Below are 22,277 nucleotides of genomic sequence, written 5' to 3'. Positions count from 1 at the left end.
GCCGAATCGCGCGGCTTCGACGAGCCGAATGTGATTCTGCGAGCCGGACTTCGTGCGCCAGCGGTTCGCGGCTCGCGGGAACGCGGAGGGCGTGCCGGGAATCGCAGATTCGGCGAGCCGAACCTGGTTCTGCGAGCCGAAGGCAGCGGGTCAGTGCGGGCGGCCGCGGGCGAGTACCGCGAGGATGCCGTCGAGGGTGCGCGGCCAGTCGTGCATCACGTCCGCGTAGGTGAGTCGGAGGGTCGTGAAGCCGAGCTCCGCCGCCACACGATCGCGGTGACGGTCCCGCTGGTACGAGCGCGGGTCGTCGTGCCAGGCGCGGCTGTCGACCTCGAGAATCAGCCAGCCGTCGATGACGAGGTCGACCCGCCCGAGGCCCGGGATCTCGACCTGCAGCTCGCACTCGATCCCGCCGAGCTGGAGCCGGACGCCCGTGATCGACTCCGTCCCCGCCTCCGCCCGGGAGTCGACCAGCGTGGCGAGCCGGGCGAGTCGCCGGGGGAGGGCGTCGATGATGCGGGCGACTTGGCCGGAGTCGATGAGACGGAGCCGCAGACAGGAGTCGATCACGGCGACCGCGTACTCGAGCGGCTGGCACTGCGCGACATGCGCGAGCGCCTCCTCGCGGGTCGTGCGGATCGAGCGGTACTCCGCCTCGCGCACGCGGTGACTCCAGTGGGTGACGATGTCGGGGTCGAGGGCATCGGGCCGCGGACGCGAGCTCGACGTGATCGCGAGATGCAGCCGTTCGTCGGGCGGGCGGAAGGCCCCCGCCTCGGCGAGCAGCGAGATGCACGTCAGCGATCCACAGGCGTCGGCGGCCCGCAGCTCCTCCGCGGAGGCGGCCGGTGACGCGTACCAGCCGCGCCGGATCCGCCGGAGCGCGCCGCCGCGCGCAGCCGCTGCGGCATCGACTCCGATGGCCCGTAGATACCCGATGTGGTGCACGCCGTACTGCATGCGCCGACTCTGTCCGAGTCGGTCCACCCCCGGCCCGCGCCCCCCGTCAACAGTGGACAACCGCGAAGCGCGCCGCCTGTGGAGGAGCCGACGCTGCACCTCCGGCTCGTGAGAACGCGTTCGGCTCGTCGAATCCGAGGATTCTGACGAGCCGAACGCGCTTCTACGAGCCGGACTTGCTTCTGCGAGCCGGAGGTGGTCAGGCGCGGCCGCGGATGACGGCCTGCTTCACCTCGGCGATCGCCTGCGTGATCTGGATGCCGCGCGGGCACGCCTCCGTGCAGTTGAAGGTCGTGCGGCAGCGCCACACGCCCTCCTTGTCGTTCAGGATGTCGAGGCGCGCTCCGCCCGCGTCGTCGCGCGAGTCGAAGATGAAGCGGTGCGCGTTCACGATCGCGGCCGGGCCGAAGTACTGGCCGTCCGTCCAGAAGACCGGGCACGACGAGGTGCACGCGGCGCAGAGGATGCACTTGGTGGTGTCGTCGAAGCGGGCGCGGTCGGCGACCGACTGCACGCGCTCCTTGCCCTTGGGGGCCGCGGTGTTGGCTATCAGGAACGGCTGCACCTCGCGGTATGACGCGAAGAACGGCTCCATGTCGACGACGAGGTCCTTCTCGAGGGGCAGGCCCTTGATCGCCTCGATGTAGATCGGCTGCGAGATGTCGAGATCCTTGATCAGCGTCTTGCAGGCGAGCCGGTTGCGGCCGTTGATCCGCATCGCGTCCGAGCCGCAGATGCCGTGCGCGCACGAGCGGCGGAAGGTCAGCGACCCGTCCTGGTCCCACTTGATGCGGTGCAGGGCGTCGAGGACGCGGTCGGTCGAGAACATCTCGACGTCGAAGTCCTGCCAGCGCGGCTCGGCGTCGACCTCGGGGTCGAAGCGGCGGATGATGAACGTGACGGTGAACGCCTCCGGGGCGGCGGGGGCCGCGGGCGGCTGCTCGAGGGTAGCGGTCGACATGGCTAGTACTTCCTCTCCATCGGCTGGTACCGGGTGATCACGACGGGCTTCCAATCGAGGCGGATGTGGTCGCCCGCATCGGAGGAGTGCGCGTCACCGGAGAGGTACGCCATCGTGTGCTGCATGTATCCGTCGTCGTCGCGCTTGGGGAAGTCGTCGCGCATGTGACCGCCACGGCTCTCCTTGCGGTTGCGAGCGGAGTAGACGACGACCTCGGCCAGATCGAGCAGGAAGCCCAGCTCGACCGCCTCGAGGAGGTCGGTGTTGAAGCGCTTGCCCTTGTCCTGCACCGAGATGTTGCGGAACCGGTCGCGGAGGCGCTGGATCGTGTCGGTGACCGACTCCAGCGACTCGTCGGTGCGGAACACCTGCGCGTTCTTGTCCATCTCGTCCTGCAGCTCCTTGCGGATCGCGGCGATCCGCTCGGTGCCGGTGGCGTTCCGGAGCGAGGCGAGCATGTCGCGGATCGCGCCGGCCGGGTTCTCGGGCAGGGGAGTGAAGTCGACGGTCTGCGAGTAGTCGGCGGCGTTGTTGCCGCTGCGCTTGCCGAAGACGTTGATGTCGAGCAGCGAGTTGGTGCCGAGGCGGTTCGAGCCGTGCACCGAGACGCACGCGCACTCGCCGGCGGCGTAGAGGCCGGGGACGACCGTGGTGTTGTCCGAGAGGACCTCGGCCTTCACGTTGGTCGGGATTCCGCCCATCGCGTAGTGCGCGGTCGGCATCACGGGCACCGGCTCGACGACCGGGTCGACGCCGAGGTAGGTCCGCGCGAACTCGGTGATGTCGGGGAGCTTCGTCTCGAGCACCTCGGCACCCAGGTGCGTGCAGTCGAGCAGCACGTAGTCCTTGTGCGGGCCGGCACCGCGCCCCTCCGCCACCTCCTGCACCATGCAGCGCGCGACGATGTCGCGGGGGGCCAGGTCCTTGATGGTGGGGGCGTAGCGCTCCATGAAGCGCTCGCCGGAGGCGTTCCGCAGGATCGCTCCCTCGCCTCGCGCTCCCTCGGTGAGGAGGATGCCCAGGCCCGCGAGCCCGGTCGGGTGGAACTGGAAGAACTCCATGTCCTCGAGCGGCAGGCCCTTGCGCCAGATGATGCCGACGCCGTCGCCCGTGAGGGTGTGCGCGTTCGACGTCGTCTTGTAGATCTTGCCGAAGCCGCCGGTCGCGAAGATGATCGCCTTCGCCTGGAACACGTGCAGCTCGCCGGTCGCGAGCTCGTAGGCGACCACGCCGGACGGCTTGTCGACTCCGTCGACCTTCGTCATCACGAGGTCGAGGACGTAGAACTCGTTGAAGAAGTTGATGCCGAGGCGGACGCAGTTCTGGAACAGCGTCTGCAGGATCATGTGGCCCGTGCGGTCGGCCGCGTAGCAGGCCCGGCGGACGGGCGCCTTGCCGTGGTCGCGGGTGTGGCCGCCGAAGCGGCGCTGGTCGATCTTGCCGTCCTCGGTGCGGTTGAAGGGCAGGCCCATGTTCTCGAGGTCGATGACCGCGTCGATGGCCTCCTTCGCGAGGATCTCGGCCGCGTCCTGGTCGACGAGGTAGTCGCCGCCCTTGACGGTGTCGAAGGTGTGCCACTCCCAGCTGTCCTCCTCGACGTTGGCGAGGGCGGCGGCCATGCCGCCCTGCGCCGCTCCCGTGTGGGAGCGCGTCGGGTAGAGCTTCGAGATGACCGCGGTCTTCGCCTTCGGACCGGCCTCGATGGCCGCGCGCATGCCGGCACCGCCGGCCCCGACGATCACGACGTCGAACTGGTGGTAGTGGACTCCGTCGGGTCCGACGGTCTGCGTGAAGGCGCTCTGGTCGGCGCCGCCGTGGGTGTGGCCTGGTGTGCTCACTGGGGAGATGCTCCGATGTGCGGGAAGGGAGGACGGGGGGAGGAGAGTGCCGGGTGCCTGTCGATCACGCCGAGCAGAACGACGCCAGCAGCGCCGGATCCGCTCCGGGCGGGCAGGGGTCGAACGCGAAGACGACCCAGGTGCCGAGGGCGATCAGCGACACCACCGCGACCAGGATGCCGCCCTTGAAGGCGCGGGCCAGCAACGGCGAGGTGGCGTAGTCGTTGACCAGCGTCCGCATTCCGTTGCCGCCGTGGATCAGCGCGAGCCACAGCATCAGGACGTCCCACCACTGCCAGAACGGGTTCGCGAGCTTGCCGCCCACGAAGCCGAAGTCGATGGCCTTGATGCCGTCGCCGAGGAGGAGGTTGAAGATCAGGTGCCCGAAGATCAGGACGATCAGCACGACGCCGGAGGCGCGCATGTAGATCCAGCCCCACTTCTCCCAGTTGGTGCCGGAGGAGCGGGTCGGGGTGTGCGGGGTACGAGGTGCTGCGACGGTGCTCACGGGGACCTACTCGCTGAAGACGTTGATCAGGTGGCGGGGTGCGAAGCCGAGCATCAGCACGACCCACAGGCCGATGACGACCCAGAAGAGCAGGCGCTGGTTGCGGGTCGCCCAGCTCCAGAAGTCGACCAGGATGATCCGCAGACCGTTCAGGGCGTGGAACGCGATCGCGCCCACGAGGCCCGTCTCGCCGAGACCCATGATCGGGTTCTTGTACGTGCCGATGACCGCGTTGTACGCCTCGGGGCTCACGGCGATGAGAGCCGAGTCGAGGACGTGCACGAGGAGGAAGAAGAAGATGGCGACACCGGTGATGCGGTGCAGCACCCACGACCACATGCCTTCGCGACCGCGGTACAGGGTGCCGGCCGGACGCCGGATCTTTCCCTGCTTCCGGGGTGCGAGGGTCTGAGCAGCTGAAACTGACACGGACAACCCTCCCTGGTTGTGCGCTCCGACGGCCTGACCTGATCCGCGTCTCGAGGACGCGGGCGGGGCGGGGGAGCGACGAGAATCTCGCCCTTGGATTGTAAGCATCGCCGCCGACATCCGCGGCTAAGGCGAGCCTTAGCTGCGGTGCGCCACCGCGGACGCGGCGCCCGCGGTCTCGTAGTGCAGCAGCAGCTCCTCGGTCAGCGCGCTCCAGGTTCGGTGGAGCACGCGGCGGCGGCCGGCCTCGCCGAGCCGGGCGCGGAGCCCGGGGTCGCGCACCAGCCGCTCGACCTGCTTGCGCAGGTCGGAGTCGCTCTCGGGTGCGTAGAGCAGACCGTCGACACCGTGCTCGATGAGGTCGGTGGGTCCGCCGGCGTGCGGGGCGACCACCGCGGTGCCCGACGCCTGCGCCTCCTGCACGGTCTGGCCGAAGGTCTCCTCTGTGCCGGTGTGCACGAAGACGTCGAGCGCGGCGAAGGTGGCGGGCAGTCGTTCACCGTCGAGCCGTCCGAGCATCCGCGCCTGCGGCCCGAGACGCGAGGCGACGCGAGCGGAGGAGGGGCCGTAGCCGCCGACCACGATCTCGGCACCCGGGACCGAGGTCAGGCACGAGAGCCGCTCGACCCGCTTCTCGGGCGAGACGCGGCCGATGTAGCCGACCAGCGCGTCACCGTCGGCGAGGGTGGCCCGGAGATCGAGGGCGTAGGGAGAGGAGCGCATCCGCGGGTGGAAGCGGTCGCTCTGCACGCCGCGGCCCCAGAGGGCGGTCCGCTCGATGCCGGCCGCGGCGAGGTCGTCGAGGGCGCTGCTCGAGGGGGCGAGGGTCAGGTCTGCGCCGGCGTGGATCTGCCGGATCACCTTCCAGGCCAGGGCGCGGGCCCCGCGGATGCCGTAGCGGGCTGCGAAGCGCGCCACATCCGTCTGATAGATCGCGACGCTCGGGACGCCGAGCCGGTTCGCGGAGGCGATGGCGCGTGCCCCCAGTAAGAAGGGCGAGGCGACGTGCACCACGTCGGGCGCGAAGTCGGCCAGCTCGCGGGTGAGGGCGAGCGTCGGGATGCCGACGGGGAAGTCGCGGTAGGCGATCGCGGGGTGCTCCACGACGCGGTGCCCCGCGTAGGAGGCGGGCGCTCCCGCGGCAGGACAGACCACCAGCGCTTCGATGCCGCGGGCCGCGAACTCGTCGAGCACCCGCAGGACGCTCGTGGTCACTCCGTTCAAAGACGGAAGGAAGCTCTCGGTGACGACCGCGACTCTCACACCCCGGACGCTACGGGCTCCGTGTGAACGACGGCGCGCGACCGGGTGAACGGCGGACGCTGTCGGGCGCCCTTGTATCCTGCGGTCATGACACCACCTGAGACCGATGGCCGCGCCCCGCTCGACCGCTTCTACAGCGTGATCCCCGCCGGTGGGATCGGCTCGAGGCTGTGGCCGCTCTCCCGGGCCGATGCCCCGAAGTTCCTGCACGATCTGACCGGCTCCGGCCAGACGCTCCTCCGCGACACCTGGGACCGCCTCGCGCCGATCTCGGGCGCCGACCGCATCATGGTCGTCACGGGCCGGGCGCACCGCGCCGCGGTCGAGCAGCAGCTCGAGCACCTGGAGGACCTGAACGTCGTCCTCGAGAGCGAGCCCCGCGACTCCTCGGCCGCGATCGGCCTCGCCGCGGCGATCCTCGAGCGCCGCGAGCCCGGAGTGATCATCGGCTCCTTCGCGGCCGATCACGTGATCAGCGGTCAGCCGCTCTTCTTCGACGCGGTCGCGGAGGCGGTCGTCGCCGCCGACGCCGGCTACATCGCCACCATCGGCATCACGCCCACCGAGCCCGCCGTCGGGTTCGGCTACATCCGCACCGGAGACCACCTCGGGATCGAGGGCGCACCGCACACCCTCGCCGTCGACTCCTTCGTCGAGAAGCCCGACGCCGAGACCGCGCGCGGCTACGTGGCGAGCGGTCAGTACCTCTGGAACGCGGGCATGTTCATCGCCCGCGCCGACCGCCTCCTCGAGGAGCTCGGCCGGTCGAAGCCGAAGCTGCTCGCGGGCCTCCTCGAGCTCGCCGAGGCCTGGGACACCCCGGAGCGCGGTGCGGTCGTCGACCGCATCTGGCCGGGTCTCGAGAAGATCGCCATCGACTACTCCGTCGCCGAGCCGGCGGCTGTCGAGGGCAAGCTCGCCGTCATCCCGGGTCACTTCTCGTGGGACGACGTGGGCGACTTCGCGTCCATCGCGAAGCTGCACGCGAGCGGCCTGCGCTCCGATCTGGCGATCCTCGGCGAGGACGTCCGCGTCCTGGCCGACTCCGCGACCGGCATCGTCGTCAGCGGCGGCAACCGCCTGATCGCCCTGATCGGCGTGAAGGACATCGTCGTCGTCGACACCCCCGACGCCCTCCTGGTCACCACCACCGAGAACGCCCAGAAGGTCAAGGGCGTCGTCGACGCCCTCCGCCTCTCGGGCCGCACCGACGTCCTCTAGCCCCCTCGCGAAGCGCGGCCCTCCCCTCGGAGGCGCCGCGCTTCGCCGTTCCCGCCTCCCCTCCGAGCCCGACCGCGCTCCGCGCGGACCCCTGCACCCGCCCACCCCTCGACCGCGCTCCGCGCGGAGCCCTGCACCCGCCCACCCCTCGATCGCGCGCAGCGCGGAGCCCTGCACCCGCCCACCCCTCGATCGCGCTCCGCGCGGAGCCCTGCACCCGCCCACCCCTCGACCGCGCTCCGCGCGGAGCCCTGCACCCGCCCACCCTCGATCGCGCGCAGCGCGGAGCCCACCCGCCGCCCCGAAGCGCAGCTCACAGCGACGCGCCGGCGTGCTGAGTCGCATCAACTCAGGAAGAGGGCCGCGAGCGGTAATCGCGTGCCAGCGATTCCCGCCAGCCCGACGCAACCCGCTCTACGAAACGCACCACCCCGCGAAGCCGACCGCGGGGGAGGAGGCGCCCGCGCCTCCTCCCCAATATCAACACTGTGTAACGCTTCCCGAGTTGCACCTCCGCGGCGACTGAGGGAGTTGTCACAGTGGGTAACGTGAGGCCATCGATGCCTGCCGCCCATGCGCGCAAGCCGAATCTTGGAGGACGAATCTTGACTATCACCACGCGTAAGGCCGCGTTCGGCGGTCTCGCCGCTCTGGGCGTCACCGCGCTTCTCGCCGGTTGCGCCTCCGCCCCCGAGGAGAGCGACTCGAGCGCTGCCGCGGGTGGCGACTTCCTGCCCTGCATGGTCTCCGACGCGGGCGGGTTCGACGACAAGTCGTTCAACGAGCTCGGCTACAACGGCCTGACGAAGGCCTCCGAGGAGCTCGGCGTGACGCCGAAGACCGTCACCTCGGAGTCCGAGACCGACTACGCGCCGAACCTCACGAGCCTCGTCGACCAGGGCTGCAACCTGATCATCACCGTCGGCTTCGCGCTGGCCGAGGCCACCTCGGCTGCGGCGGAGGAGAACACCGACATCGACTTCGCCATCATCGACGACGCGTCGATCGATCTGCCGAACGTCAAGCCGATCACCTTCGACACCTCGCAGTCCGCGTTCCTCGCGGGCTACGCGGCCGCCTCGTACTCGAAGACCGGCGTCGTGGGCACCTTCGGTGGCCAGCAGTTCCCGACCGTCACCATCTTCATGGACGGCTTCGCCGACGGCGTCGCCTACCACAACGAGCAGAAGGGGACCGACGTCAAGGTCGTCGGCTGGGACGTCGCTGCGCAGACCGGCTCCTTCACCGGAGGCTTCGCCGCCGGTGTCGAGGCCAAGTCGGCCGCGCAGTCGCTGATCGACCAGAACGCCGACGTCATCCTCCCCGTGGGCGGACCGATCTTCCAGTCGGCCATCGAGGCGATCCGCGACTCCGGCAAGGAGATCGCGATGGTCGGTGTCGACGCCGACCTGTACGAGACCTACCCGGACGGCGGCGACCTGTACCTGACCTCCATCCTCAAGGGGATCGAGGCCGGCACGTCCGACGTCACCAGCTCCGCCGGTGCGGACGCGTTCGACGCGACCCCGTACGTCGGCACGCTCGAGAACGACGGAGTCGGCATCGCGCCGTTCCACGACTTCGAGTCGAAGGTGTCCGCCGACCTCCAGGGCGAGCTCGACACCATCAAGGAGGGCATCATCGACGGCTCGATCACCGTCGAGTCGCCGTCCGCTCCCGCCGCCTCCTAGAGGCGCCCGACGACAGAGGCCGGTCGGCCCGAGAGCATCTCGGAGCCGACCGGCCTCCGTCGTCCCGGCGGGGTCCCTCCACCGGTCGGTGTCCGCTCGATCCCTCCCCGCGCCTCCCCTCCGGGCGATCCACTGGTCCGCACCGAAGTTAGATTGGTTCCATGAAGCTCGAACTGCGGGGCATCACGAAGCGCTTCGGTGCTCTCGTGGCCAACGATCACATCGATCTCACCGTCGAACCCGGCGAGATCCACTGCCTCCTCGGCGAGAACGGCGCGGGCAAGTCGACGCTCATGAACGTGCTCTACGGCCTGTACCAGGCCGAGGAGGGCGAGATCCTGCTGGACGACGTGGTCCAGAGCTTCTCGGGGCCGGGCGACGCCATGAAGGCCGGCATCGGCATGGTCCACCAGCACTTCATGCTCATCCCCGTCTTCTCGGTCGCCGAGAACGTCATGCTCGGCCACGAGCAGACCCGAGCGGGCGGCCGTCTCGACCTCGCTGCCGCTCGTGCGCGGGTCCGCGAGATCTCCGACCGCTTCGGCTTCGACGTCGATCCCGATGCGATCGTCGAGGACCTGCCCGTCGGAGTGCAGCAGCGCGTCGAGATCATCAAGGCGCTCTCCCGTGACGCGCGGGTCCTCGTCTTCGACGAGCCGACCGCCGTGCTCACTCCCCAGGAGACCGACGAGCTGATCGCGATCATGCGCCAGCTGCGGGCCTCGGGGACGGCGATCGTCTTCATCACCCACAAGCTGCGCGAGGTGCGCGAGGTGGGCGACCGCATCACGGTCATCCGCCTCGGCAGGGTGGTCGGCGAGGCCTCGCCCACCGCGAGCAACGCCGAGCTCGCCTCGCTCATGGTCGGCCGCGCCGTCGAGCTGACGGTGCAGAAGGAGCCGGCCCGCGCCGGCGACGAGGCGCTCGTCGTCAGCGCCCTCACGGTGCGCGACGCGAACGGGCAGGCTGTCGTCGACGACGTCTCCTTCGAGGTGCGACGGGGCGAGATCCTCGCCATCGCCGGCGTCCAGGGCAACGGCCAGACCGAGCTCGCCGAGGCGATCATGGGGCTGCAGGAGCGCGTCGAGGGCACGGTGACGCTCGACGGCAAGCGGCTCGACGGGCTCACGGTCCGCCGCGTGCTCGACTCCGGAGTGGGCTTCGTGCCCGAGGACCGCACCGAGGACGGCCTGGTCGCCGAGTTCACGATCGCCGAGAACCTGATGCTCGACCGCAGCGACGGCGGCCCGTTCGTGAAGGGCCTGAGCCTGCAGCTGAAGGATCTCGACCGCTTCGCCGAGGAGCGCGTGCGCGAGTTCGACGTGCGCGCCCAGGGCATCGGCACCCATGTCGGCCGTCTCTCCGGAGGCAACCAGCAGAAGGTCGTCCTGGCGCGCGAGCTCAGCCGCGAGCTGCGGCTGTTCATCGCGGCGCAGCCGACCCGCGGCATCGACGTGGGGTCGATCGAGTTCGTGCACAAGCGCATCGTCGAGACGCGCGACACCGGCGTCCCCGTGATCGTGGTGTCGACCGAGCTCGACGAGGTGGCCGCGCTCGCGGACCGCATCGCGGTCATGTACAAGGGCGGAATCATCGGCATCGTCCCCGCCGACACGCCCCGCGAAGTCCTGGGGCTCATGATGGCCGGGCAGTCGCCCGCCGAGAAGGGAGCGGCGGCGTGAGCGACGCGCAACTGCCGTCGGTCGACCCCGACGCCGAGTCCGAGAAGGCGTCCGGTCTCGAGCCGGGTCAGAAGCCCGGTCAGGAGGCGCGTCCCGGCCCGATCGAGAGCGGTGCGTCGCGGGTCCTCCGCGAGATCCTCTCCGGCACCGCTCTGATGTCGGTGCTCGCGGTCCTGCTGTCGCTCATCGTGGGCGGCGTGCTCATCGCCGCGACCGACAAGGACGTGCAGGCGGCCTCGGTGTACTTCTTCGCGCGACCGCTCGACACGCTGCAGGCGATCTGGCAGTCCGTCGCCGGTGCGTACTCGTCGCTCTTCCAGGGCTCGGTCTACAACTTCCGCCGCGAGGGCTTCGCGAACGGCATCAAGCCGCTGACCGACACGCTGGCGTTCGCGACTCCGCTCATCGCGGGCGGTCTCGGCGTCGCCCTCGCCTTCCGGGTCGGCCTCTTCAACATCGGCGGCCGCGGCCAGATGCTGATCGCGGCGGCGTGCGCGGGCTGGGTCGGGTTCTCCTTCGACCTGCCGTGGGGCGTCCACCTCGTCATCACCCTCGCCGCGGGCATCCTCGGCGGTGCGCTCTGGGGCGGACTCGTCGGACTCCTGAAGGCACGGACGGGCGCGCACGAGGTGATCCTCACGATCATGCTCAACTACGTCGCGTTCTACCTCGTGTCGTACCTGCTCCGCACTCCGGGGGCGCTCCAGGCCCCCGGCTCGAACAACCCGAAGTCGCCCGGGATGAAGGAGACGGCGATCTTCCCCGACCTGCTCGGCTCGGGCTACTCGCTCACGCTCGGCTTCGTGTTCTCGCTCCTCGCGACCGTCTTCGTCTGGTGGCTGCTCACACGCTCGAGCATCGGCTTCAAGTTCCGCGCCGTCGGCGAGAACCCGCACGCGGCCCGCGTCGCCGGCATCGACGTCAAGGGCAGCTACGTCTACGCCATGCTCCTCTCGGGCGGACTCCTCGGGCTCGCCGGGAGCGCGCAGGTGATGGGCACGGTCACCACCGGCTTCACCTCCGGCATCGACGCCGGGATCGGCTTCGACGCGATCACCGTCGCGCTGCTGGGCCGTTCACGACCGTGGGGCGTCTTCTTCGCGGGCATCCTGTTCGGCGCCTTCAAGGCCGGCGGGTACTCGATGCAGGCGGCCGAGGGCGTGCCGATCGACGTCGTGCTCGTCGTGCAGTCGCTGATCGTCCTCTTCATCGCGGCGCCGCCCCTGGTGCGCGCCGTCTTCCGACTCCCGACGCCCGGGGTGGCCCCGAAGCGCCGACCGAAGCGCCGCACCTCGGAGGTGTCCGCATGACCGCCGTGACCGCCTCCGCCGCGCCCTCCCGCGTCGCGATCCGCAGCTGGAAGGCTCCGATCGCGTTCGGAGTCTTCGCGCTGCTCGCCGTCGTCCTCTTCGTGGTCCTCGGCCGCGACGGCACGAGTTCGTTCCGGCTCGCAGCGGGCAACGACTTCTTCGCGCTCCCCGACATCCCGTTCCCGACCAGGGCCACCGGAGTCGTCGTGGCGATCGTGACGGTGGGACTGACCGTCCTCGCGTTCGTGATGACCCGAGCCGCCCGGCGGATCCCGCTCTGGCTGTCGAGCGTCTTCGCGCTCGTCTTCCTGATCGGCTTCCTCGTCTGGGCGTCGGCCGGCGCGGCGCTGCCCGTCTCCGGACTCCTGCTCGGCACCGTCGGACTCGCGACTCCGCTGATCTTCGGCTCGCTCGGCGGGGTGATCTCGGAGCGGGTCGGCGTCGTGAACGTCGCGATCGAGGGACAGCTGCTCGCGGGCGCCTTCACCGCCGCGATGGTCGGCTCGCTCACCCGCCAGCCGGTGCTCGGGCTGATCGCGGCGATGCTGGCGAGCGTGCTCGTCTCGTTCGTGCTCGCGGCCTTCGCGATCAAGTACGTCGTCGACCAGGTCATCGTCGGCGTCGTGCTGAACGTGCTGGTCACCGGGCTGACGAGCTTCCTCTACTCGCAGGTGCTCACGTCCGACGCGGCGACCTTCAACTCGCCCGTCAAGTTCGACCGGCTGCCGATCCCGGTGCTCAGCCAGGTCCCGATCGTCGGCGCGGTGCTCTTCAACCAGACGGTCATCGTCTACCTGATGTACTTCGCGATCTTCGCGGTGTGGTGGGGCCTGTTCAAGACCAAGTGGGGTCTGCGCCTCCGCGCGGTCGGCGAGCACCCGCAGGCCGCCGACACGGTGGGCATCGACGTCGCGCGCACGCGCTTCTGGAACGTCTCGCTCGCCGGGGCGATCGCGGGCATCGGCGGCGCGTACTACACGCTCGACGCCGTAGGAGCCTTCGGCAAGGAGATGACCGCGGGCGCCGGATTCATCGCGCTCGCCGCGGTGATCTTCGGCCGGTGGGACCCGATCCGCGCCACCCTCGCCTCCCTGCTGTTCGGCTTCGCGACGAACCTGCAGAACGTGCTCGGCGTGATCGGGTCGCCCGTGCCGAGCGAGTTCATGCTGATGCTGCCGTACGTGGTCACGATCTTCGCGGTCGCCGGCCTGGTCGGGCAGTCCAGAGGGCCGGCCGCCGCCGGCAAGCCGTACCTGAAGTCCTGAGAGGAGTCGTCGTGACCGACATCGACTGGGAGGCGCTGCGTGCCGCGGCCCTCGAGGCCATGGGCCGTGCCTACGCGCCGTATTCGAAGTTCCCGGTGGGGGCTGCGGCCCTCGTCGACGACGGACGCGTGATCTCCGGCTGCAACGTCGAGAACGCCTCCTACGGCATCGGGCTCTGCGCGGAGTGCGCGCTGGTCTCCTCCCTCCACATGACGGGCGGCGGCAAGCTCGTCGCCTTCACCTGCGTCGACGGCAAGGGCGCCACGCTGATGCCGTGCGGGCGCTGCCGTCAGCTCCTGTTCGAGCACTCCGCCGAGGGGATGGTGCTCGAGACGGTCTCCGGCCTGCGCACGATCGACGAGGTCATCCCCGACGCCTTCGGCCCGCGCACGCTCCAGGCGTACGCGGGGGAGTGATCCCCTCCCACGACGATCCGATCCAGAGGACCCGCATGACCGGCACCACCGCCCCCGTCGAGAGCTTCGACGCCGTCGACATCATCCGCACCAAGCGCGACCGCGGCACGCTCACGACCGCCGAGATCGACTGGCTGATCGACGCCTACACCCGCGGCTACGTCGCCGACGAGCAGATGGCCGCGTTCGCGATGGCGGTCCTGCTCAACGGAATGGAGCGCGACGAGATCCGCGACCTGACCCTGGCGATGATCGCCAGCGGCGAGCGGATGCACTTCGACGGCCTCGGCAAGCGCACCGTCGACAAGCACTCGACGGGCGGCGTCGGAGACAAGATCACGCTCCCGCTGATGCCCCTCGTCGCCTCGTTCGGTGTCGCGGTGCCGCAGCTCTCCGGGCGCGGCCTCGGGCACACCGGCGGCACGCTCGACAAGCTCGAGGCGATCCCCGGCTGGCGCGCGGAGCTCAGCAACGACGAGATGTTCGAGCAGCTGCGCACGGTCGGAGGCGTCATCTGCGCGGCCGGGTCGGGTCTCGCGCCCGCCGACAAGAAGCTCTACGCGCTGCGCGACATCACCGGCACTGTCGAGGCCATCCCGCTGATCGCGTCGTCGATCATGTCGAAGAAGATCGCGGAGGGGACCGACGCCCTCGTCCTCGACGTCAAGTTCGGCTCGGGGGCCTTCATGGTCGACATCGACCGCTCGCGCGAGCTCGCCCGCGCCATGGTCGATCTGGGCAACGACGCGGGCGTGCGGACCACGGCGCTCCTGACGAACATGAACGTGCCGCTCGGCCTCGCGATCGGCAATGCCAACGAAGTGCGCGAATCCGTCGAGGTGCTCGCGGGAGGCGGGCCCGCCGACATCCGCGAGCTCACCCTCGCCCTCGCCCGCGAGATGCTCGCGCTCGCCGGGATGCCCGACGCCGACGTCGAGGGCGCGCTCGACGGCGGGGCGGCGATGGACACCTGGCGAGCGGTCGTCCGAGCCCAGGGCGGCGACCCCGACGCCGCGCTCCCCGTCGCGCGGGAGACCCACGTGGTCGTCGCGGAGCGGGACGGCGTCCTCGTCGAGCAGCGGGCCCTGCCGTTCGGCATCGCGGCCTGGCGCCTCGGCGCGGGCCGGGCGCGTCAGCAGGACGCCGTCCAGCACGCCGCGGGCATCGACCTGCACGCGAAGCCGGGAGACCGCGTGCGCGCCGGCGACCCGCTCTTCACGCTCTCCGCCGACGAGCCCGCCCGGTTCGATCGCGCGCTGGGTGCTCTCGAGGGGGCCTACCGGATCGGCGTCGAGGGCGAGCCCGTCCTCGACGGCGGTCCGCTGGTCGCCGAGCGCATCGCCTGAGCCGGGGCACGATCGCCGTTTCATCGCCTCCGGCGCGCCGACCACCTCCGGCTCGCGGAATCCGGCTTGCGTGACACCTCCGGCTCGCAGAATCCGATTCGGCTCGCAGAATCCCTCGGTTGCTGCGAGCCGAACGCGATTCTGCGAGCCGGAGTTCCCCCCGAACGCGACCGCCCGGTGAGGCCGCGCGGCCGAAGCCCTAGGGTGGTCGGCGAACCGTCGCCCGACCCTGAGGAGCACCGTGACCGACACCATCGAGGAGTACCTCCTCCCGGGCGAGGGCATCCTGATCGACGACCTGCCCAAGGTCTCCCTGCACGACCACCTCGACGGCGGGCTCCGCCCCGAGACGATCGTCGAGCTCGGCACGGCGGCCGGAGTGCCGCTGCCCGCCGCCGACCCCGAGGCGCTGCGGGCCTGGTTCACCACGACCGCCGACTCCGGCTCGCTCACCGACTACCTGGCGACCTTCGAGACCACGATCTCGGTCATGCAGACCACCGCGTCGCTCGAGCGGGTCGCCCGCGAGTTCGTCCTCGACCTCGCCGCCGACGGAGTCGTCCACGGCGAGGTGCGCTGGGCGCCCGAGCAGCACCAGCGGGAGGGTCTCACCCTCGACGCGGCCGTCGAGGCCGTGCAGGAGGGTCTCGAACAGGGTGTCCAGGAGGCGGCGGCCCACGGCTCGCGGCTCCGGGTCGGACAGCTGATCACGGCGATGCGCCACACCGACCGCTCGCTCGAGATCGCCGCGCTCGCGCTGCGCCACCGCGAGCGCGGCGCCGTCGGGTTCGACATCGCGGGAGCCGAGGCGGGTCACCCGGCGTCGCTGCACCGGCCGGCTTTCGAGCTGCTCGCCGCCGCGCACTTCCCGACCACCGTGCACGCGGGCGAGGCCGACGGGCTCGACAGCATCCGCTCGGCGCTGCTCGACGGCCGCGCGCTCCGACTCGGGCACGGTGTGCGGATCGCGGAGGACATCGTGATCGAGCGCCAGGACGACGACGCCAGCTACGTCACCCTCGGGGAGCTCGCCGAGTGGGTCAAGGACCGCGAGATCGCGCTCGAGCTGAGCCCGTCCTCGAACCTGCAGACCGGCGCGGTGGCCGCCTGGGGCACCGACCTCGAGGACCACCCGTTCGACCTGCTCTACCAGCTCGGCTTCCGCGTCACCGTGAACACCGACAACCGCCTGATGAGCGGCACGAGCCTCAGCCGCGAGCTCGCCCTCCTGTCGGACGCGTTCGGCTACGACCTCGACGACCTCGAGGTGTTCCAGGTCAACGCCGCCCACGCCGCCTTCCTGCCGCTCGACGAGCGCCGCGACCTGATCGAGACGATCAGCGCCGGCTTCGAGGCGGCCTGAGCATGCCCCTCGACGCCCTCGCCGACGAGGCGATCGCGCTGCGGCATCCGGCCGCCAGCTGGCGGGAGGCCGTCCTCGAGGCGGGGCGCGCCCTCGAGCGCAGCGGCGCCGTCGATCCGGCCTACTCGCGCCGGATGGTCGAGCAGATCGACGTGCTCGGCCCGTACATCGTCATCGCGCCGGGTCTCGCGCTCGCCCACGCGCGTCCCGGGAACGACGTCCTCGCCGACGGGATCTCGGTCGTGACCCTCGCCGAGCCGGTCGCCTTCGGCCACAGGACCAACGACCCCGTCTCGGTCGTCATCGGCATCGCCGCCACCCAGGCGCACGGACACGTCGGCTTCATCTCGGGACTCGCCGACGTGCTCAGCCGGCCCGACGCGATCGGCGCCCTGGCAGTGGCCAGGACGCCCCGCAGCATCAACGCCGTCCTCACGGGCGACACCCTCGACCACGGAGGAAGCTCATGAAGATCGTCACACTCTGCGGAGCCGGGATCGGCACGTCGGCCATCCTCAAGCTCGGCGCCGAGCGCGCCCTCGAAGCCCTCGACCTCGAAGCGGAGGTGATCGCCTCCGACATCGCCTCGGTCGACGCGCTCTCCGCCGATGCGCAGGTCATCCTGACGTCCAGCGAACTCGTCGACCGCATCGGGAAGACGTTCGCCGAGATCGTCGTCATCGACAACTACCTCGACCAGACCGAGATCACGGCGAAGATCGAGCGCGCGCTGGGGTAGTCCGTCCTTCGGACGGACTACCCGGCGGTGCCGATTCCTGAGTCGCCCCCTGCGCGGCGCAGCGCGGTCGGCTCGGCGAGCTTGTGGGTTCCACGGAGCGGGTCGCGTCGCGCTGCCTCGAATCGCTGGCAGGCGATAGGTGCTCATCTCCGCGCCGCCCCCTGTGCGGTTCGGCGCGGTCGGCTCGGCGAGGTAGTGGGTTCCACGGAGGGGGTCGCGTCGCGCTGCCTCGAATCGCTGGCACGCGATAGGTGCTCATCTCCGAGCCGCCCCTTGTGCGGCTCGGCGCGGTCGGCTCGGCGAGGTGGTGGGTTCCACGGAGCGGGTCGCGTCGCGCTGCCTCGAATCGCTGGCACGCGATCCTCGGTCGCGCGCTCCACCCTGGGCCTGAGCGCCAGCATGCTGGTCGAGTAGCCCCGGAGGGGCGTATCGAGACCCAACAGCGACAGGAGATCGGGCTTCTGCCCCACCCTTCTGACGCTGGCGGATCTCGATACGCCCGCTGCGCGGGCTACTCGATCAGCGAGGGCTGGGTCCGCGTTCGAGGTCCGATTCACCGGACGCCCGACGCGCGCATCCGGCGTCCCTTCGTGGCCGGCGGCAGCCATCGATCCGGCGCAGACGCCCTGTGTGTCCGAGGCGGACGGTGCTTCTCCGACGGATCGATCGCCAGGCGGGTCAGCGCAGGAGCTCCGCGGCGCCGGTGCGCAGGGCGGTGAGGCGCGACTCGACGGCGGCGGAGCGGGCGGCGGCGTCCGGGGCGGACGACCAGGCGTCGAGGTAGAGCTTGACCTTGGGCTCGGTGCCGCTCGGGCGCGCGATGAGGCGCGCCCCGTCGAGAGTGAAGCGCAGCGCATCCGTCGGCGGCAGTGCCCCGCCCGCAGCCAGCAGGTCCTCGGAGCGCTCGACGGCGAGGCCGCCGATCGTCGGCGGCGGATCCGACCGGAGCCGGGCCATGATCCGCGCGATCTCGGACAGGTCGGTGACCCGCAGCGAGATCTGCGCCGACCCGAAGAGGCCGAAGCGCTCGGCGAAGGCGTCGAGCTCGTCCGCGATCGTCCGCCCCTCCTCGGCGAGAGCGCTGGCGAGCGAGAGGAACGCGAGCGCGGCCGAGATGCCGTCCTTGTCGCGGACGACCTCCGGATTCACGAGGTAGCCGAGCGCCTCCTCGAAGCCGAAGACGAGGTCGGGCACCCGCGAGATCCACTTGAAGCCCGTCAGCGTCTCGGCGAAGTCGAGCCCGTAGTCGGCCGCCACCGCTCCGAGGGCGGGAGAGGAGACGATCGAGCAGGCCAGCGCGCCGCCGGTGCGACCGGCGAGGCGTGCGGCCTCCGCCGCGCGCCAGCCGAGCAGCGAGCCGACCTCGTTGCCGGTGAGCCGCCGGAACCCGTCCGGCGCGGCCGCGTCCGGCACCGCCGCGGCGAAACGATCGGCGTCGGGGTCGTTCGCGACGATCAGCTCGGCGCGACCCGAGCGCGCGGTCGCCAACGCGAGGTCGAGCGCTCCGTCCTCCTCGGGATTGGGGAAGGCGACAGTCGGGAACGCGGGATCCGGCTCGATCTGCTCGACGACGACCGCCGGTTCGTCGAAGCCCGCGGCGGCGAGGACCCGGTGCGCCGTCTCCCAGCCGACCCCGTGCATCGCCGTGTAGACGACCCGCAGCGGCGCGGACTGGCGCCCGCCCGCGGCAGTGGCGCTGATGTAGGCGGCCACGACCGACTCGTCGGCGATCCGGTACTCGCCGCGGGGCAGCTCCGGCACGCGCCGATCGCGCGAGACGGCGAGGATCCGCTCCGCGATCTCGGAGTCGACCGGCGGCACGATCTGCGAGCCCTCGTCGCCGCCGCCGAGGTACACCTTGTAGCCGTTGTCCTGCGGCGGGTTGTGGCTCGCGGTCACCATGACTCCCGCGTCCGCGCCCAGGTGCCGCACTGCGAAGGCGAGCACCGGGGTGGGGAGGAGGCGCGGCAGCAGCACGGCGTCGACACCGGCACCCGCCATCAGCGCGGCCGAGTCCTCGGCGAAGACGGCCGAGTTCTTGCGACCGTCGTAGCCGATCACGACGACCGGGCGGCCGCCGCCGCGCGCCATCAGGTGATCGGCGATCCCGACCGCCGCCTGCGCGACGAGCACCCGGTTCATCCGGTTCGAGCCCGCGGCGATCGCACCGCGGAGCCCGGCGGTGCCGAAGGCGAGGCGCTGGCCGAAGCGGTCCTCGAGCTCGGCGGAGGCGGTCGCGTCACCCGCCTCATCGGCCAGCAGCAGACCGACGAGCTCCTGTCGCGTCTCGGGGTCGGGATCCTGCGCGAGCCAGTCCTCGGCGAGGGCGCGGACGTCGGTCACAGCGCGCTCGTGATCGCGGCGAGCAGGCGCACCAGGTCGTCCTCGGCGTTCCGGCCCGCCTCGAGGACCTCCTCGTGGCTGAGCGGCGTCTTCTGGATGCCCGCGGCGAGGTTGGTGATCAGCGACATCCCGAGCACCTCCATGCCGGCCTCGCGGGCCGCGATCGCCTCGAGTGCGGTCGACATGCCGACGATGTGTCCGCCGATGATCCGCGCCATCTGCACCTCGGCGGGGGTCTCGTAGTGCGGGCCGCGGAACTGCACGTAGACCCCGTCGTCGAGGTCGGCGCGGGTCTCGCGGGCGAGGGCGCGGAGGCGGGAGGAGTAGAGGTCGGTGAGGTCGACGAAGGTCGCGCCCTCGAGCGGGGAGTCCGCGGTGAGGTTGATGTGGTCGCTGATCAGCACGGGCGTGCCGGGCGTCCAGTGCTCCTTGATGCCGCCGGCGCCGTTGGTCAGGATCATCACCGAGGCGCCGGTCGCCGCGGCGACGCGGACGCTGTGCGCGACCCGCCGCACGCCGTAGCCCTCGTAGTAGTGGGTGCGGGCGCCGATGATCAGCGCGCGCTTGCCGCTGGGCAGCAGCACCGAGCGGAGGAAGCCGCCGTGCCCGTGCACGGCGGGCTTCGAGAATCCGAGGATGTCGGTCGCCGGCACGGTGGCCGTCGTCTCGCCGATGAGGTCGGCGGCCTTGCCCCAGCCGCTGCCGAGCGTGAGGGCGATGTCGTGCCTCTCGACTCCCGTCGCCGAGGCGATCTGGGAGGCGGCTTCGGCGGCGATCGCGAAGGGATCGGCGTCGGGGGAATCGAGCGGATGGGGGGTCTGGTCGGCCATTCGTCCACCCTATCCACGGTGCGCCGGGGAGCGCCCGACTCCCGGGACGCTCCGCGATTGGGCGGTTTCCCAGCGAGAAGGGATGATGGACGCATGGCTTACGAGTTCGAGCGCACGCAGAGGATCGCCGTTCTCGGAGGAGGACCCGGGGGCTACGAAGCCGCCATCGCCGGCGCGCAGCTCGGCGCCGAGGTCACTCTGGTCGAGCGGGTGGGGGTCGGCGGGTCCGCCGTCATCACCGATGTCGTCCCGTCGAAGTCGCTCATCGCGACGGCGGAGGCGACCAACGCCATCGGCGAGGCCGCCGACCTGGGCGTCCAGTTCTTCACGCGCTCGGAGCAGACCAACAAGCCGGTCCGTCCCGAGGTCGCCGTGAACCTCGCGACCGTGAACAAGCGCCTCCTCGGCCTCGCGCGGCAGCAGTCGGAGGACATGCGCGCGAACCTCGTGCACCACGGCGTGAAGATCATCCAGGGCGACGGGCGTCTCGACGGCTCGAACGCCCTGATCGTGTCGACCGCCGCGGGAGGCGAGGGCATGGACTTCGACCGGATCGAGGCCGACACCATCGTCGTCTCGGTCGGCGCGAGCCCCCGCGTCCTCCCGACGGCCACCCCCGACGGCGAGCGGATCATGAGCTGGACCCAGCTCTACAACCTCAAGTCGGTGCCCGAGCACCTCATCGTCGTCGGCTCCGGCGTGACCGGCGCCGAGTTCGCCTCCGCCTACCGCGCGCTCGGGGCGAGGGTCACCCTGATCTCGTCCCGCGACCAGGTGCTGCCCGGCGAGGACGCCGACGCCGCCGCGGTCATCGAGAACGTCTTCAAGCGCAACGGCATGGTCGTGCTCTCGAAGTCGCGTGCCGACCGCGTCGAGCGCACCGAGAAGGGCGTCCGCGCCGTGCTGTCCGACGGCCGAGTCGTCGAGGGCTCGCACTGCCTGATGGCCGTCGGCTCCGTGCCGAACACCGCGGGCATCGGCCTCGAGGAGGCGGGGGTCCAGCTCACCGACTCGGGTCACATCCGCGTCAACCGCGTCGCGCGCACGAGCGTCCCCTCGATCTACGCCGCCGGCGACTGCACGACGTTCCTGCCGCTCGCCTCCGTCGCCGCCATGCAGGGCCGCACCGGTGTGTTCCACGCGATGGGCGATGCGGTGAACCCGACCGAGGTGCGCAACGTCGCCGCGAACATCTTCACCCAGCCCGAGATCGCGACGGTCGGCTGGAGCCAGCGCGAGATCGAGGAGGGCATCGCGCAGGGTGAGATCTACAAGCTGCCGCTCGCCGCGAACCCGCGCGCGAAGATGATGGGCATCCGCGACGGATTCGTGAAGCTCTTCGCCCGCACCGGCTCCGGCACCGTGATCGGAGGCGTCATCGTCGCCCCCAAGGCGAGCGAGCTGATCTTCCCCCTCGCCCTCGCGGTCGAGCACCGCCTCACCGTCGACCAGGTCGCCCGCGCCTTCACCGTCTACCCGAGCCTCACCGGCTCCATCTCGGACGCGGCGCGCGCCATGCACATCGTCGGCTGAAAGCCGACGATGTGCCGCGCCGTCTTCGGAGCCGCTCCCTGCGCGGCTCCGCGCGGTCGGCTTGTCGAGATGGTGAGTTCCGCAGAGCGGGCTCCGTCGGGCTGTCTCGAATCGCTGGCACGCGATTCTCGATCGCGCCCTCGACGGTGCTGATGTCGGAGCCGCTCCTCGCGCGGCTCCGCGCGGTCGGCTCGTCGAGGTGGGGAGTTCCGCAGAGCGGGTTCCGTCGGGCTGTCTCGAATCGCTGGCACGCGATTCTCGATCGCGCCCTCGCGCCTAGTTGGGAGACGTCTGGTGCGCCGCCGGGCCAGCCCGCTGGTCGAGTAGCCCTTGCAGAGGGCGTATCGAGACCCGCCCGCTTCAGACCGTGAGGCTGCAGAACCGGCCCGCTGGAGGCGGTGGGTCTCGATACGCCCCTGCGGGGCTACTCGACCAGCATGGAGGGGAGGGGGCGCCGACGTCTCTCTCCGCTGGTCGAGTAGCCCTCGCGGAGGGCGTATCGAGACCCGCCCCTTCAGAACGTCAGGGTGCAGAGTCGGCCCGCTGAAGCTGGTGGGTTTCGATACGCCCCTGCGGGGC

The 22,277-nt window shown here is 70.9% G+C and carries 19 protein-coding genes; 11 read left to right on the top strand and 8 right to left on the bottom strand.

Going from position 1 to position 22,277, the window contains the following annotated elements; all coding sequences use genetic code 11:
* Positions 1 to 150 precede the first annotated feature (150 nt).
* The 6 genes from GRS96_RS15260 to GRS96_RS15235 all read right to left on the bottom strand — a co-directional run bounded on the left by GRS96_RS15260 (position 151) and on the right by GRS96_RS15235 (position 5,959).
* The gene (locus tag GRS96_RS15260) at positions 151 to 960 is read right to left on the bottom strand and encodes an endonuclease domain-containing protein (RefSeq protein WP_159988885.1); all 810 of its coding nucleotides are present in this window, start codon (positions 958 to 960) and stop codon (positions 151 to 153) included.
* Between the two features lie 199 nt (positions 961 to 1,159).
* Positions 1,160 to 1,921 (bottom strand): succinate dehydrogenase iron-sulfur subunit, encoded by a 762-nt coding sequence (locus GRS96_RS15255; RefSeq protein WP_159856783.1) that lies wholly within the window; start codon positions 1,919 to 1,921, stop codon positions 1,160 to 1,162.
* 2 nt (positions 1,922 to 1,923) lie between these two features.
* Positions 1,924 to 3,663, bottom strand: coding sequence for a succinate dehydrogenase flavoprotein subunit (sdhA, locus tag GRS96_RS15250; RefSeq protein WP_235022011.1), 1,740 nt, complete (start codon positions 3,661 to 3,663; stop codon positions 1,924 to 1,926).
* A gap of 160 nt (positions 3,664 to 3,823) precedes the next feature.
* Positions 3,824 to 4,267: a succinate dehydrogenase hydrophobic membrane anchor subunit gene (locus GRS96_RS15245; RefSeq protein WP_159856779.1), complete on the bottom strand. Its 444-nt coding sequence runs from the start codon at positions 4,265 to 4,267 to the stop codon at positions 3,824 to 3,826.
* Between the two features lie 6 nt (positions 4,268 to 4,273).
* A complete protein-coding gene (gene sdhC / locus GRS96_RS20675) occupies positions 4,274 to 4,696 on the bottom strand; it encodes a succinate dehydrogenase, cytochrome b556 subunit (protein WP_442966236.1) in 423 nt (140 codons plus the stop codon).
* 138 nt (positions 4,697 to 4,834) lie between these two features.
* On the bottom strand, positions 4,835 to 5,959 hold the full coding sequence (locus GRS96_RS15235; protein WP_159856775.1) for a glycosyltransferase family 4 protein: 1,125 nt from the start codon (positions 5,957 to 5,959) through the stop codon (positions 4,835 to 4,837).
* A gap of 87 nt (positions 5,960 to 6,046) precedes the next feature.
* Between GRS96_RS15235 and GRS96_RS15230 the strand changes: the two genes are divergently transcribed.
* From GRS96_RS15230 to GRS96_RS15185, 10 genes are all read left to right on the top strand, one after another.
* On the top strand, positions 6,047 to 7,180 hold the full coding sequence (locus tag GRS96_RS15230) for a mannose-1-phosphate guanylyltransferase (protein ID WP_159856773.1): 1,134 nt from the start codon (positions 6,047 to 6,049) through the stop codon (positions 7,178 to 7,180).
* A gap of 605 nt (positions 7,181 to 7,785) precedes the next feature.
* Positions 7,786 to 8,871, top strand: coding sequence for a BMP family lipoprotein (locus tag GRS96_RS15225; RefSeq protein WP_159856771.1), 1,086 nt, complete (start codon positions 7,786 to 7,788; stop codon positions 8,869 to 8,871).
* A 161-nt stretch (positions 8,872 to 9,032) separates the two neighbouring features.
* The gene (locus GRS96_RS15220) at positions 9,033 to 10,553 is read left to right on the top strand and encodes an ABC transporter ATP-binding protein (RefSeq protein ID WP_159856758.1); all 1,521 of its coding nucleotides are present in this window, start codon (positions 9,033 to 9,035) and stop codon (positions 10,551 to 10,553) included.
* Positions 10,550 to 11,863 carry an ABC transporter permease gene (locus GRS96_RS15215; RefSeq protein ID WP_204162097.1) on the top strand — a complete coding sequence of 438 codons (1,314 nt, stop codon included), beginning with the start codon at positions 10,550 to 10,552 and terminating at the stop codon, positions 11,861 to 11,863. The genes GRS96_RS15220 and GRS96_RS15215 overlap by 4 nt, the downstream gene beginning before the upstream one ends.
* Positions 11,860 to 13,128, top strand: coding sequence for an ABC transporter permease (locus GRS96_RS15210; RefSeq protein WP_159856756.1), 1,269 nt, complete (start codon positions 11,860 to 11,862; stop codon positions 13,126 to 13,128). Before GRS96_RS15215 ends, GRS96_RS15210 begins: the two co-directional genes overlap by 4 nt.
* Positions 13,129 to 13,139: 11 nt before the next feature.
* On the top strand, positions 13,140 to 13,544 hold the full coding sequence (locus GRS96_RS15205; protein WP_159856754.1) for a cytidine deaminase: 405 nt from the start codon (positions 13,140 to 13,142) through the stop codon (positions 13,542 to 13,544).
* A gap of 35 nt (positions 13,545 to 13,579) precedes the next feature.
* Positions 13,580 to 14,890 carry a thymidine phosphorylase gene (locus GRS96_RS15200; RefSeq protein ID WP_159856752.1) on the top strand — a complete coding sequence of 437 codons (1,311 nt, stop codon included), beginning with the start codon at positions 13,580 to 13,582 and terminating at the stop codon, positions 14,888 to 14,890.
* A gap of 241 nt (positions 14,891 to 15,131) precedes the next feature.
* Complete coding sequence (locus GRS96_RS15195; RefSeq protein ID WP_159988884.1) at positions 15,132 to 16,253, top strand: adenosine deaminase; 1,122 nt, start codon at positions 15,132 to 15,134, stop codon at positions 16,251 to 16,253.
* A 2-nt stretch (positions 16,254 to 16,255) separates the two neighbouring features.
* Positions 16,256 to 16,723, top strand: coding sequence for a PTS sugar transporter subunit IIA (locus GRS96_RS15190; RefSeq protein WP_159988883.1), 468 nt, complete (start codon positions 16,256 to 16,258; stop codon positions 16,721 to 16,723).
* Positions 16,720 to 16,992, top strand: a complete 273-nt coding sequence (locus GRS96_RS15185; RefSeq protein WP_159856746.1) for a PTS sugar transporter subunit IIB — start codon at positions 16,720 to 16,722, stop codon at positions 16,990 to 16,992. Before GRS96_RS15190 ends, GRS96_RS15185 begins: the two co-directional genes overlap by 4 nt.
* A gap of 678 nt (positions 16,993 to 17,670) precedes the next feature.
* On the opposite strand, the gene GRS96_RS15180 is transcribed toward GRS96_RS15185, so the two are convergent.
* Together GRS96_RS15180 and GRS96_RS15175 are read right to left on the bottom strand one after the other, a co-directional pair.
* Positions 17,671 to 19,335, bottom strand: a complete 1,665-nt coding sequence (locus tag GRS96_RS15180; RefSeq protein WP_159988882.1) for a phospho-sugar mutase — start codon at positions 19,333 to 19,335, stop codon at positions 17,671 to 17,673.
* On the bottom strand, positions 19,332 to 20,165 hold the full coding sequence (locus tag GRS96_RS15175; RefSeq protein ID WP_159988881.1) for a purine-nucleoside phosphorylase: 834 nt from the start codon (positions 20,163 to 20,165) through the stop codon (positions 19,332 to 19,334). Before GRS96_RS15175 ends, GRS96_RS15180 begins: the two co-directional genes overlap by 4 nt.
* Before the next feature lie 93 nt (positions 20,166 to 20,258).
* Between GRS96_RS15175 and GRS96_RS15170 the strand changes: the two genes are divergently transcribed.
* Positions 20,259 to 21,698 carry an NAD(P)H-quinone dehydrogenase gene (locus tag GRS96_RS15170; RefSeq protein ID WP_159856740.1) on the top strand — a complete coding sequence of 480 codons (1,440 nt, stop codon included), beginning with the start codon at positions 20,259 to 20,261 and terminating at the stop codon, positions 21,696 to 21,698.
* Positions 21,699 to 22,277 lie beyond the last annotated feature (579 nt).

Source organism: Rathayibacter sp. VKM Ac-2803, assembly GCF_009807175.1.
Taxonomy (GTDB): Bacteria; Actinomycetota; Actinomycetes; order Actinomycetales; family Microbacteriaceae; genus Rathayibacter.
Note: the sequence above shows the minus strand (reverse complement) of the source record. Positions and strands in the feature narration are given on the sequence as shown.